11 protein-coding genes are annotated in these 13,005 nt (G+C 55.5%); 7 read left to right on the plus strand and 4 right to left on the minus strand.

Features of this window, described 5'->3' with window-relative positions; all coding sequences use genetic code 11:
- From Q674_RS34815 to Q674_RS34835, 5 genes are all read left to right on the plus strand, one after another.
- The coding region (locus Q674_RS34815; RefSeq protein WP_023009419.1) for a type VI secretion system Vgr family protein at window positions 1–1,168 on the plus strand (1,168 nt) is incomplete at its 5' end.
- Between the two features lie 18 nt (window positions 1,169–1,186).
- The gene (locus Q674_RS34820; protein ID WP_023009420.1) at window positions 1,187–1,726 is read left to right on the plus strand and encodes a DUF4123 domain-containing protein; all 540 of its coding nucleotides are present in this window, start codon (window positions 1,187–1,189) and stop codon (window positions 1,724–1,726) included.
- Window positions 1,727–1,765: 39 nt separating this feature from the next.
- Window positions 1,766–5,806 carry a hypothetical protein gene (locus Q674_RS34825; RefSeq protein WP_023009421.1) on the plus strand — a complete coding sequence of 1,347 codons (4,041 nt, stop codon included), beginning with the start codon at window positions 1,766–1,768 and terminating at the stop codon, window positions 5,804–5,806.
- Entirely contained in the window at window positions 5,796–6,854 is a 1,059-nt protein-coding gene (locus tag Q674_RS34830) for a hypothetical protein (RefSeq protein WP_031210280.1), read from the plus strand. The genes Q674_RS34825 and Q674_RS34830 overlap by 11 nt, the downstream gene beginning before the upstream one ends.
- A gap of 137 nt (window positions 6,855–6,991) precedes the next feature.
- Window positions 6,992–7,441 carry a DUF4124 domain-containing protein gene (locus tag Q674_RS34835; protein ID WP_022993270.1) on the plus strand — a complete coding sequence of 150 codons (450 nt, stop codon included), beginning with the start codon at window positions 6,992–6,994 and terminating at the stop codon, window positions 7,439–7,441.
- Window positions 7,442–7,467: 26 nt separating this feature from the next.
- Here the strand turns inward: Q674_RS34835 and Q674_RS34840 are convergent, their stop codons facing one another.
- From Q674_RS34840 to Q674_RS34855, 4 genes are all read right to left on the minus strand, one after another.
- Entirely contained in the window at window positions 7,468–8,562 is a 1,095-nt protein-coding gene (locus Q674_RS34840) for a rhomboid family intramembrane serine protease (RefSeq protein ID WP_023009424.1), read from the minus strand.
- A 43-nt stretch (window positions 8,563–8,605) separates the two neighbouring features.
- Window positions 8,606–8,938: a hypothetical protein gene (locus Q674_RS34845; RefSeq protein WP_011787111.1), complete on the minus strand. Its 333-nt coding sequence runs from the start codon at window positions 8,936–8,938 to the stop codon at window positions 8,606–8,608.
- Between the two features lie 67 nt (window positions 8,939–9,005).
- Complete coding sequence (locus Q674_RS34850; RefSeq protein ID WP_011787110.1) at window positions 9,006–9,704, minus strand: PspA/IM30 family protein; 699 nt, start codon at window positions 9,702–9,704, stop codon at window positions 9,006–9,008.
- Window positions 9,705–9,718: 14 nt separating this feature from the next.
- Window positions 9,719–10,123 carry a YjfI family protein gene (locus Q674_RS34855; RefSeq protein WP_011787109.1) on the minus strand — a complete coding sequence of 135 codons (405 nt, stop codon included), beginning with the start codon at window positions 10,121–10,123 and terminating at the stop codon, window positions 9,719–9,721.
- 205 nt (window positions 10,124–10,328) lie between these two features.
- Here Q674_RS34855 and Q674_RS34860 point away from each other — a divergent pair, with 205 nt between their 5' ends.
- The gene (locus Q674_RS34860) at window positions 10,329–10,955 is read left to right on the plus strand and encodes a hypothetical protein (protein WP_023009425.1); all 627 of its coding nucleotides are present in this window, start codon (window positions 10,329–10,331) and stop codon (window positions 10,953–10,955) included.
- Between the two features lie 43 nt (window positions 10,956–10,998).
- Window positions 10,999–13,002 carry a flotillin family protein gene (locus Q674_RS34865; protein ID WP_014422948.1) on the plus strand — a complete coding sequence of 668 codons (2,004 nt, stop codon included), beginning with the start codon at window positions 10,999–11,001 and terminating at the stop codon, window positions 13,000–13,002.
- Window positions 13,003–13,005: the final 3 nt, after the last annotated feature.

A 13,005-nucleotide genomic window follows, 5' to 3' on the forward strand; every position in this document is an offset into this window, starting at 1 on the left:
GCTGCTCACCGCCATCACCCATACCGGCAAACAGCCCCAGGCCCTGGAAGAAGAGGGGGGCAGCGAGCCCACCAGCTACCACAACACCTTCAGCGCTATCCCGGCCGACAAAACCTGGCGCCCGCTGTGCAACCACAAACCCGTGATGGACGGCCCCCAGATGGCCCTCGTCACCGGTCCCGAGGGTGAAGAAATCCACTGCGACCAGTACGGCCGGGTGAAAGTGCGATTCCCGTGGGATAGATACTCGAAGAACGGCGAGCACAGCAGCGCCTGGCTGCGCGTGGCCCAGGGCTGGGCTGGTGGCCAATACGGCTTCATGGCCTTGCCCAGAATCGGCCACGAGGTCATCGTCAGCTTCCTGGATGGCGACCCGGACCAGCCCATCATCACTGGAAGAACCTATCACGCCACCAATACACCGCCGTACGCGCTGCCGGAACACAAAACCCGGACCACCCTGAAGACCAAAACCCACAAGGGCGAGGGCAGCAACGAACTGCGCTTTGAAGACGAAGCGGGCGAAGAGCAGATCTACGTGCACGCCCAGAAAGACCTGGATCTGCTGACGGAAAACAACCGCACCGAAGTTATCAAGAACGACAGCCATCTGACGGTGGAAAACAACCGCTTCAGCCACACCCAAGGCAACAGCCACCACACCGTGGACGGCGAAAAGCGCGAACAAACCGGCAAAGACCACAGCTTCAATGTCACCGGTACTCTGCACCTGAAAGCCGGCACCGCCTGGCTCAGCAATTCCGGCACCGAACTGCATATCAAAGCCGGCCAGAAAGCCGTCATTGAGGCCGGCGCCGAAATCACCCTGAAAGCCGGCGGCAGCTTCGTAAAGATCGATCCCAGTGGCGTGGCCATGGGGGGCGCGAGTATAAAGATGAATGCCGGTGGGGCTGCAGGTAAAGGCAGTGGGCAGAAGGTGCAGGTGCCGGAGATGCCGGGGTTGGTGACGGCTGCTGGCGGGTCTGTGGCGCCGGAGGCGTTGGCGGAGGCTAGCCAGAGAGCGAGTGCTCAGCCAAAAGCCATCGTTGCCCACCGACTGAAACAGGCTCGGATGAATCGAACGGCTATTGTTGAGCAGTGCCAGCAGAAACCCGATGGCACTTGTCCGCTTGGGAACTGTCCTTGCGGTAAGAATCAGACAGCGTGATACGTGAAGGAGCCCATTGTGGTATTTGCAAAACCTTCGACTGACAAGGTGCGCTATATAGTGCTGGAGGCGCAGCAGAAACCATCAGTTGTGCGGTCTTTGTATGAACAGACAGACGCTCCGAAGTGGCTTTATCTGTTTGCTGAGACTGACTGGCAACAGTACCTGGCCGAAAGCCCCGTTGTTCTGGAGGCTAAACAGCAGAGCCCGGAGTATCAGTGGGCTTTGAAAGGCTTGAAAGAGGGGCGGCTTATCGGGCTGATTCTGGAGTCCTCTGAGAGCCTTGAGTCCGTGACGAGTTGGCTAAGGGCTCGCTTGACAGTGCGCTTTGACGGGGAAAGACAGGGCCTGCTGCGACTTTACGACCCTGAGGTATGGCAACGCTTATCTCCGGGGACTCAAGATCAGGCGGATGTGATTGAACGGGTTATTTATTGGTACGGAGAAAGCGGTCAGGAACGTTGGCAAACCACCGACAGACCAAATCTGTTCACTATGTTGCCCGTCCCAACGCTTTCAGAAACTCAGTGGCAGGCATTGAACACGCCTGAGGCCTGAGTCCGAATTGATACGTTTAGAACGCAAGGAATGACAGGGATGTCTGAGAATAGTGCAAAGCAGTCTACAGCTGGTTGTAGCCCGACTTGCGAGGACGAATCGCTGATTATCGAGGTTATCGGCAAAGAGCACCCGGATGGGCATGCTTTTCGAATCTTTGATGAAACCAACTACGAGCAGCAAGAGTGGCTGGAGAAACAGGTTGAAATAGAACCTCTGGAAAATTCCATTTTGCATGTCTGGCCCTGGAAGGGGCAGCCCTCCAGGAATGTCTGGATAGAAATCAAGTCTGAAGATGGCCCGATTCGGGTGCCCTTTCTGGATGATGCGACCAGCACCGAAAGGGAGGTTGAGCATCAACGCCACGTCGTACTACCGGTCGTGCCGGCCACCCTGTTGTCTGGAATAGAGCTACATGGGCAGAAGCCAGCCCGCCAGGTTCTGGCTCGTGCGGGGTTCCTGTATATCTTTTACAAGGAAAAGCTATGGCGTGAAATTGAAATCCGCATAGATGAAGAAGGGCAAACTTCGTATCACGATGTGGCACTTACCAAGTATCGTTCGCGCAGTGGTCAGCTAGAGCCTGGATACCGGAAAGTCACTGGGTCCGCAATGAGTGAAATCTGGATACCGGCCCGGATTAACAGTGATTGGCTGACATTGGAGATGGCCTTCAGCGAATCGCAGTGGCCGGGAGAGCGCGTGATGCATTTGGAGCGCTCTGCTACAGACCGGGAAAATCGTTGCGTTAGCATCGATATGCGTTTTGGATCAGAAACGAAAGAAAGTGTAGATAATTCCAATACTTCCAGCGGTAACACTGTTGCATTTCTTGCGGAGTATCTTTCACCGCAACGCTCCCGGGTGCCCGCATTGGAGTGGCAGTTTGACCGCCCCGATGACTATCTGTTGGATCTAGAAGGAACCTATCCGGATCGGGCTATGCAAAAAGCAAAGTCCATTCACCAGAGGCAGGAAAGTCCGGATCCCGAAGACCCGATCGCCGAAGACGAAAGACCGGAGATGACTGCTCTCAGCAATTGCCTCCATCGATCATTGCACCAGGCAGAGGAGACACTGATACAGCAGTGTCGGCCAGAGGACCCAGAGCCCTTCACTTGGCCTGGCTCTGGAACTGCTGAGACGGATGCTACGATCAATGCAAAAAAACGTGGCATTGGCGTTATTCTGCTGGACGATCCGATCTACCAGCTTCGATACAACCAGCGTCGTCGACAGGTGGCGGCCTGGTATATGAATGCCGCTGTGCGGCGCGCCAAGGCAAGACCATACTTTGACTCTGCCTTGCTGGTTCACTCTGTGATCGAGCCAGAACAGATCGCGTCGGAGCCTAATCAGCTTCACAAGCACATGGCGGAAATAAATAATCAGGGCAGAGCAGAGCTTGAACGCTCGCTTGCGGTTTCTGAGCGTCAGATGGGGCGAGCTTATCTCGAGAAGGTGCATTCTGAGCTATTGGAATTGCTATCAAACGAACGCACCCATCATGTTCTGACGGATTTGTTCACTCATGACAGCTATGATTACGCTGGTGCATTCAATTTCGTAACATCTCTGGTTATGAACCTTGTCACCGAACCGGCGGAATGTGATGCCCTCGACATTGACGTTGAGGGTGCGGTCGATGGTGAAGGAAAACACTGGTTACAGGGACTGTGTGAGGGCCGGCACAGTCGCGTTCTCTACTCTCTGTTGTTTCCCCGCTTCAGCCCGGAAGATCAGAAAAAACCGTATCAACCTCCGGCAGAGCCTCAGGTCAATCATGGCAATGGGCAGTTCCGCGAAACGGAACTCGCAGCCATGTCTATTACCGATCTTCCCGATATTGAAGAGCTAAAAACGATCGATGGACTTGAATTAGCAGTCGAAGCTGCCGCAGGGTCCTACGAAACACTTCTGACGGCGAATATGAGGCTCGGTAGTCAGGTTCTAATGAGTGTTCACGGCAATATGTGGGCGGCGATTCATCATGCCAGCCAAGCTATTGAGGCGAGAAATGCAAAGCTGGCGGCTATAAAGAAGCAGTTGGCAGAGCTTCGAATAGAAATCTCCAATCTTGAAAACCAACGCTGGAACATCGAACGGAGAATTAACAACCTCAGAGGAAAAGAAGCTGAGCTTGAGGCGATCCGGAACAAACTGATCGAGCTCGACGTACGCTTCAAAGAACTGAGCCGGCAGAAACAATCAATCATGAAAACGGCGGTTGCTGGCAGAATGAAGCTTTATTCAGTTTCGTTGGAGCAATTACGTCGGTCCCTACCGGAGCTTCTAGGGAAAGTGGAGTTGATGCGACTCTCGAAAGCGCGTCAGAAAGATTATTTCATCTTCGAGTTTAGTGAGGCTGAGCTCAGGTCTGGAACTGGAAAGCGGGCTGTAGAGCTTTTTGGGGACTTGATCCAGGCAGGCGAAGAACCTGATGTTCGCGCGTCAACAAGTAAAAGACGCAGCAAGGCTGCGGGTATCGCATCCGAGGTTGCAGAGGATGTATACGTGCTGGCAGTCCCTAAAACAGAAACGGTTGTGACGTTAATTGAGGATATCCGGAAAGCTGAGTCTGACTTCCGGCAAGCGGTGCGTGCGTTAGCTGAACTCGACGAGCTCGTTGGGCCGAGTCCCGGCACCCCCGCCGCGGCAATGGCTGCCGCTGCACAAAGAATCGAAGCAGCAAAGGCTGAAGTTGCCCGAGCGGAACGGGAACTCAAAGCATTCGAGCAAGAGATTGATAGCCGTAGAAGCCGTGTTGCGAAGAAAGAACAGTATATTCGTGACCTGGAGGCTGCGAACGATGCGGCGAACCGGGTTGATCAGGCAGAGATTAGTAGTAATAGATCCAGTCGTTTATATCGGGTGCTGAATAAGCCTGCTTTTCCGGTATTTGTTGGTTTGATTGAGGTGTTTAACTCAGCGAGCGTTTGGTCAGGGCTGCCCCAAGATGCAAGGATTAAAGGGAACAATCGTGCCGGCCTCCGAGTATTCAGCGCGGGTTTAGATTTGTTTGTTGCGGGCACGGCAATTAGTGAACGGTGGGTGCTGGGGCCATCTAAGATCTTGGCACTTGAATTGACGGGAAAAAGCGGAGCAGCGTTCGTTAAATGGTTTGGAACTCCGTTGACAATCAAAAGCGGGCTTGGCGCCGCAGCCGGTTTTCTGATGGCTTTGGATGCCGGGTGGGATGCCTATTACGAGTATCGGATGGGAAATCACAAGGCGGCGTTCGGCTATGGATTGCTGGCGGGTAGCGGGATCGCTTTCGGCTTTGCAAGTGTTGTCGGTAAATCAGGACTTCTGTTGGTGTTAGGGCCGAAAGGTTGGCTAGCAGTAGGTGTTATCCTGGCCGTAGCGGGCCTGGCGACGGTTTTCGCATTCAGCGACGAACCGCTCGACATCTGGATGCGGCATGGGCCTTTTGGGCCACTGGCAGAGAAACCCTTCTTGAAAAGACCGGGTGAAGCTTACTATCGCCTGATCAGCCAGTTAATGGGCGTCACGGTCAGACTTGAATACAATCCCTTGCGACGAATGGCGCGAGACGGCGTTCTGGAGGGCTATAGCGATGATCAGATCGCCGCTTTGTCGATGGCTGGTGAGCGTCTTGTGATTGAAAGTGCCATTCCTGAATTGTTCAGTTCTGGTGGGGTTGTCAGTGTTTTACCGAAGCTTCAACTCAACGAAACGATTGCTGTCGCTAAAGGTAGATCGGGTCACGTTCAGAATAACCGAATAGAAGGGGCTGATGTGGAGCCTTATGTGCTAATGACAGAGGAGTCTGGTGCGGGTTTGCATATTTATCTGAATGCACCTGAGAGCGCGAGACGCAAATTGGAGACTGCAGTCTGGCAGAGCGATGCGTGGGAAACGCGAACGTATAGATGGAAGGCCAAAGTCCAGATTCAGGCAAGGCAATCGCTCGAATCCATGTTGATGGTCTTCCCGGCGCCTCCACCGCAAGATCCTCTCGTATTTAATGAATCGGACGAGCGTCATACCCAACCTGACTTTAGCAGCGAAGACCAGCCATTTTGGTACAGTCAAAGAGTTCAAGAAAATGTCGATTGATGCTTCTCCACACGGTAGCTCGAGTGATTGTTATGGATCGCATAGCTACCGCCCTGATGCGATTCCCGAGCAAAAAAATCAAACTCAGGAACTAAACCGAACCGGATTAGATCGCTCAGCCAGCTTACGTTTGCCGTGGGGTAATACCCGAGAAGTAATGCCGCCCACCTTTATTTCAAGAGACCCGCCCAAGAAGTTGCGGCGACTGGAGAAAAAAGAGGATCTGGCAGAGAAGTACGGACTTCACGTTGAGAATAATCATGAGTGCTTCCGGCATGCACCATTGGCTTTTCAGGCGCGCTTTTTCGACATGATGAGTATTGCGGGTAAGATTTGGGCATACATTGTTTCTCCCGGATATTTGATAACATTGATTTTGATATCGCCGTTGTTCACGTCCATTAGTAGAAACTATTCCGAGTACATACAAAGTCTTGGTTTATTTGAATTTATCATGCTGGGAGGTGGCTGGATTCTCATTTTGATCGCAGATCTGGCCTTCCGTCTCTTCCCGAAATGGCTTTTACGGAATGGCCGAGGCCCCGAATGGGAATTCAACCGTCGAACCGGCATGATCAAGGTCTGGCAATACCCGAAAAAGTTTCCTTTTCTCCCCAGAAAGCCTCCGGTGGTGGTTGAAAAACCTTTCTACGAATTTGATGCCTGGTGCTGCGCGAGGGTGGACCGTTTCGGTAGTGTGTTTGATCTGGTGCTCTCTCACCGATACAGCAAACTGGACGTTACCGTTGGCGATCTTCTCGGCGCCCATGGCAGCCCCACCATGTGTTACGCCTACTGGGATTTCATCCAGAATTACATGGACATCACCAGGCCGCTGCCGGAGCTGCCCTTGCTGGAGCAGTATCGACACCTTGACCCGACCACCGCAAAGCATGATCAGGCAACGGGCCGTCCGGCGCGTTACTGGCGGGATATGGATGACAAAACCTTCAAGCAGAAAGTGGACGATATGTTTACCGATGTCTCCATCATCGATACAACACGCAGGCCCGACCTGATGGCGGAAAAGTTGAGTTATGTGTCCTGACTTGTGAACTGGGGGCTTCCATTGCCAACCAGGTAGGACGGCTCTTGTGACTACCCGGTCAAAGTTCCCAAACCCATCATCGGGTAGACTACTCCTTCGAAAGTTGTCCAAAGCATTATTCGAAAAGGAATTCAGTTATGACACGCAAGCTTCTCATCTCTTTATTTCTGCTATCCCTTGGTCCGTTTTCTCACGCTGCCGTCTACCAGTGGACAGATGCCAACGGTCAGACCCATTTCGGCGATCGCCCCCCGGCGAAGGCCAGTTCCAAGGAGGTGCGCGTCAATGCAGCGCCGGCCCAGGCTGATGCCACAGCCCGTGACCGGCAGCAGAAAATGACGGAGTTCCTGGAACAGCAACAGAAGGAGCGGGAGGAGCGTCAGGCCAAAGAGGCGAAAGTCCGGCAACAGGCCGAAAAGCAGGAGGAGCTATGCCGGAATCTCCAGGCCCGTCTCAAGCACCTGGAGAGTGTTTCGACCTTCTACGATATCAATGAGAAGGGTGAGCGGGAGTACGTGTCAGAGGAAGAAAATCAGCAGATTCGGGACCGTTTCCGCGCCAAGGTTAAAGAAACCTGCGGCGAGTAGGTACCTATTGCGATTAACCGGCAAGGCTACCGGTTAATCGCAGCCTCCGGCTGATTCAGCATCGCAATAAGCGGATTTTTCCGCAGCACATAATCCCGCAACAGGTAGCCAAGCAGTAACCCCAAACCAAAGCCGCCCAGATGCGCGGCCCACGCCACGCCGCCCTGGGCGGTGAACATCCCGAACAGGTTTATCAGGCTCCAGATCAGGAAGTACCAGTGAGGTGCGAGTTTCTTCTGGTAAACAATGATCATGAAGGTAAGACTGGCGTGCCGGAACCACATCAGGTAGAGACCGAACAGGGCAGCGATGGAGCCACTGGCCCCGACCAGCAGCAGAGGGCCCTGGCTGGCATCGAACAACAGCAGTTCCGCAAGGGCCGCCATAATGCCGGCAAACAGGTAGAGTGCCAGGAAGGCACCATGCCCCAGCGCATCTTCCAGGTTGTCGCCGATAATCCACAGAAAGTACATGTTCCCGACCAGGTGCATCAGGCCACCGTGCACAAACTGATAGCTCAGCAACTGAAGCACAAAATGTGACGGGCTTTGGGTGTCGGAGTTCAATCCCAGGTTTACGAAGATCCACTCATTAGCCTCAGGGGACAGCGCGCCAACACCAAACACCAGGGCACAGAGGAACACCAGGGTTCGGGTAACCCAGGGGGTGCGGTGGGGTTTTACGTTGTATTCCACCGGCATGGCGGTCAGGAACTGGAACAGCCAGGATTTCCAGCTCACCTTCTGGTTCAGGTCTTTAAGGGCCTGCTTCAGTTGCGGCGACTGCATTACCTGATCAACTTCGTGTTTGTCGAGCCAAACGCCGTCACAGCCGGGGCAGCAGTCAATTTCCGTGGTGTAGTGAGCCAGCAATTGGTAGTGGGTCATGGGCATGCGACACCGTCGGCAAAGCCGGTCGCTGGTGCGAAGCGCGGGGCCGAGGTGCTGCTCGTGATCGTACTCGTCTACGCCGTCATGATGCTCGGCAATCGCCTGATTTAATGCGCCATCTTCAAACCATAGCCCGTGGCACAGGCGGCAGTCGAATATGGAGGGATGGCTGGAGGAGTCCAGGCTTGCGGTATTGCAGGCCGGGCACTGTCGATAGCGGTTTCTGGGCATGACGTCCTTTTCCTGGTAAAGCGGTTTCTGAAGCGCCTGGCGATTACTGATCCGAGGCAGTCAGATACTGCCTGGCAAATCCCTGCAACTCCTCCGCCACGCGCTGGCGAATAGCGGCACGATCCTGCGGATCCAGTTCGTACTTGCGTGCCAGCAGTTCGAAATCCTCGTCTTTGAGGGTTACCGTCAGCCGCGGGCGGGCACGGCCTTTACGGTAGGGCAGGTGGAGCACCTTGCGCACCATGTCGGCGGTCGTCATATCCTGCATGGCCGCCGACACGCGAAACGCGCGCTGGATGTCGTTGGACAGGTCGAAGGCCATCTGTACCGCCTGAACGGCCTGTTCTTCTCGGGACCAGTCCTGTTTCTTCGCCATGGGGTTGCCTGTGAGAGCGCCTTTGAGGTGCTTGAGTGAGCGCCCCGAACTCGGGGCGCTCAGGGTTTTACGGGTTTGCGTTGCCGCCCTTGAGGCGTGCCAACACATCGTTGACGGCATCCTGTTCGCCGTCAATGCCGGCGGCTTTCAGTTTTTCGTCCAGATCTGCGCCGGTCAGCTCTTTTTCCAGGGTGGCGCTGGCGGTCTGGCGGTCTTCTTCCCGGGCCTGGCGCTCGCGAATCCGTTCCAATGTCTCTTTCGCGGTGCTCAGGGAGGACTGCTGGCTGTTGATGTTGGTGTCAATCTGCGCAGTGGTGCGTAGCACCCGCTCGTTGGTCTTCACCACTTGCAGTTCCCGGCGGTAGTCGGCCAGCTGTTTCTCGGCTTTCTGAACGCGCTCTTTCAGCCCCACAATGCGCTGTTGCAGCAGTTCCCGGGTTTGGGTCAGCTCCGAAGCGCGGCGCTCATGGCCAACAATTCGCTCGGCCACTTCCCGGGCCAGGTCTTCCTGGCCAGCCGCGATGGCTTTGCGGGCATCGTCTTCACGCTTGGCGGCGCTGTCCTGCTCGGTACGGATCTGTCGGGCCAGGGAGGCCGCTTCGGCCATCAGTGACGCCAGCTCCTGCTTGGCCTGTTTCAGCTCATGCTCGGAATCGCGCAGTTCCTGTTCCAGAATCCGGTTGCCCTGGCCGTCGACAACGGCTTCACCCAGTTCGTTCACACCCCCGCGCATGGCGGTCAGGATTTTTTTAAGTACGGTTCTCATGTCTCAGCCCTCACTCAAGCCAGGTAGTCTTCAAAAGTCTGTAACAGGTCGATGGCATTCTCGGCGAGGGTTACCAGTTCCTGCATGATCTCGCTGGTGCCGGACGTGGGGCTCAGTGCGCCATAGACCACATAGTGCTGGCCGGTTTTGCCAAGAGAGCTTAAGGGCATGGGAACACTGATGCGCAACATGTTTTCATGCAGCTCGTTCAGACGTTCCGGGGCCAGTTCCTGTTCGTCGAAAAGGTACGCAAGGCACAGAATCTGGGTGTCGGTTACGGTAATATACACCGGTGTTTCTTCGGCGCCGGACACGATTACCTGCAGCACCGGTTCTTCGCCGGCAATGGGCATGACATCGAAGGTTCGGCCAGCATGGGTGGCGTCACCCAGGGCCAGGGTGAGAGATTGGGTATCCACGAATAGCTCCTTCCTGTGGCGTTGAATCGGTTCGGCCGATCCGGACGAACCTTGTCCTGTCGCTTGACATTTTATGTCAATCATCCGAGTCTATACCTCGCAATTAAACATTTGCAAGAAATAGTTTGTTTACGTTATAAACAACTCGTCAGTCTGACACGGACTGTCGCCCAGTGGATTTACCAGAACGGATGTCTGGTCGCGTATGGATACATTCTTTGCAATTGCCTTCTCCTTCCCCACGGTCATTTTTTCCGTATTGTTGTGCGTGGCCATCGTTTACTGGCTGATTTCCCTTGTGGGTCTGGGCGATATCGAGGCAGATGGCGATATTGATGCCTCTGGCGACTTCTCCGGCCTGATGGTGACCCTGGGGCTCCAGGGTGTCCCGCTGCCACTCGTGCTTACTCTGATGTTCCTGATTGCCTGGTTGGCGAGCTATTTTGCGGAGCTGTTGCTCGGTGCACTGGTGCCTGATGGTTTCCTGCATGCACTGTTCGGCCTGGCGGTCATCGCCGGCGCTCTGGTGATGAGTGTTCTGGTGACAGCCGTTGTTATCCGCCCACTTCGGCCACTGTTCCGGCGGGCGTATTTACCCCCGCTTCAGAAACGTATTATCGGTACCGCTTGCGTGATTACCTCCGCAACAGTGACTGAAACCAAAGGCCGGGCAGAAGCGATTCTCGACGGTGCCCATCTGGTGCTGCAGGTCCGCAGCCATTCGCCTTTGGCGCATCGCGAGCGCGCGGTGCTGATCGAACATATTCCGGACAAGAACGCCTGGTGGGTGGTTCCGGAAGCTGAATTCCTTGCCGGCGAATCGGCCGGTTAATCCCCGCACCTACTCCCTTCAATCAGCGCAGGAGAATGACTAAATGGACTTATCTTGGATGATGCCAGCAATCATGACCGTCGGGGTCCTGGTTCTGCTGATACTGGGCATACTGGCCCTGTTCAAGGCGTTTTACCGCAAGGTGGACCAGGGCCAGGCCCTGATCGTGAACGACCTGTCGCCCACGCCCAAGGTGTATTTCACCGGGGCCATGGTGCTGCCGGTTATCCACCGCGCCGAGACCATGAAAATCTCGGTCATTACCCTGGAGCTTAACCGTACCGGCAAGGAAGGGCTGATCTGTAAGGACAACCTGCGAGCCGACATTACCGTTGCCTTCTACCTGCGGGTGAATGAAACCCAGGAAGACGTGCTGCGCGTGGCCAAATCGGTGGGTGTGGGCCGTGCCTCAGACCGCGATGCCGTGAACGAGCTGTTCAATGCCAAGTTCAGTGAAGCGCTGAAGACCGTTGGTAAGAAGCTCGAGTTCATGCAGCTGTTTGAGGAGCGTCAGCGCTTCCGCGATTCCATCGTCGAGACCATCGGGGAAGACCTGAACGGTTATGTGCTGGAAGACGTGGCCATCGACTACCTGGAGCAGACGCCGAAGACCTCACTGGACCCGAACAACATCCTGGATTCCGAGGGCATCAAGCGGATTACTGAAATCACCGCGCTCCACAATGTGGAAACCAACCGTCTGGAGCGGGACCAGGAGCTGGAAATCCAGCGCAAAAATGTGTCAGCGCGGGAAGCGTCGCTGGAACTGGAACGCAGCCAGGCCGAAGCCGAAGCGCGCCAGCGCCGGGAAATTGAAACCCTGCAGGCCCGTGAGACTTCGGAAACCGAGCAGGTGCGTGAGCAGGAGCGGGCCCGTGCCGAAGCCGCTCGTATCAAGACGGATGAAGAACTGGCGATTGCGGACGAAAACAAGCAGCGCCAGATTGAAATGGCCATGAAAGCCCGCGAGCGTGCGGTGCAGATTGAAGAAGTGCGTATTCGCCAGGCCCGGGAGCTCGAGGATGTTAACCGTGAGCGGGCGGTGGAAATCGAGCGCATTGGCATGGAAAAGGCGCTGGAAGAAGAACGCAAGGAAATTGCCGATATCACCAGCCAGCGTATTGCCGTTGAGCGCAACGTGGCGGAAGAGGAAGAGAACATCAAGGATGTTCGCAACCGTTCTGAAGCAGACCGCCTGAAGGTGAAGAAAGTGGTGGCGGCCGAAGCCGAAGCCGAAGAACTGAAGCTGAAAGATGTGAAAGCGGCGGAGGCGGCATTTGAGCGCTCCAAGCTGGAAGCCGAGCAGGTTCGGGTTACCGCCCAGGCGGAAATGGACGCGGCCGAGAAAAAATCGGTGGCTGACGAGAAACTGGCCCGTGGTCGCCAGGCTATGGCCGCGGCCGATGGCCTTGCTGAAGCGCAGGTCAAGGAAGCTCAGGCGTCTGCCATCCGGGCCGATGGTCTGGCCCGCGCCGAGGTCAAATCGGTTACCGCCAAGGCCGATGAAGAAGCCGGCATGGCCGAGGTTCGGGTGCTTGAGCAGCGTCTGGAAACCGAAGCCATGGGTGAAGAGAAACTGGGTGTTGCCAAGGCCGATGCCCGTAAGGCTATGGTTCTGGCCGAAGCCGAAGGTGAGCAGCGCATGGGCCACGCCAAAGCCGAAGCCCGCGAAGCCATGGCCAAGGCCGAAGCGGCTGGTCTGGTTGAGAAACTCAAGGCCTACGATGGCATGTCTGAGGAATCCCGTCACTTTGAAGAGTTCCGCATGAACCTGGAAGTTCATGAGAAGGAAGTGATGGCCCAGATCGACGCCCAGAAGGCTGGCATGCTGGAAAATGGCCGGGTTATGGCTGCTGCCCTGAAAGACGCCAAGTTCGAAATGATCGGCGGCGACGGCGGCATTTTCGAGAAGTTTGCCCAGGGCCTTGGCTACGGCAAGAGTGTTCAGGGCGTGCTGGACAAGTCCCCCTCGCTGCAGGCGGCGCTCTCGAACATTGCCGGCCGGGTGGCAGGTGAAAAGCCTAACCGCAGTTCCGAGACGGCCTGATAA

Origin of the sequence: Marinobacter sp. EVN1 (assembly GCF_000475375.1) — a bacterium.
GTDB classification, from domain to species: domain Bacteria; phylum Pseudomonadota; class Gammaproteobacteria; order Pseudomonadales; family Oleiphilaceae; genus Marinobacter; species Marinobacter nauticus.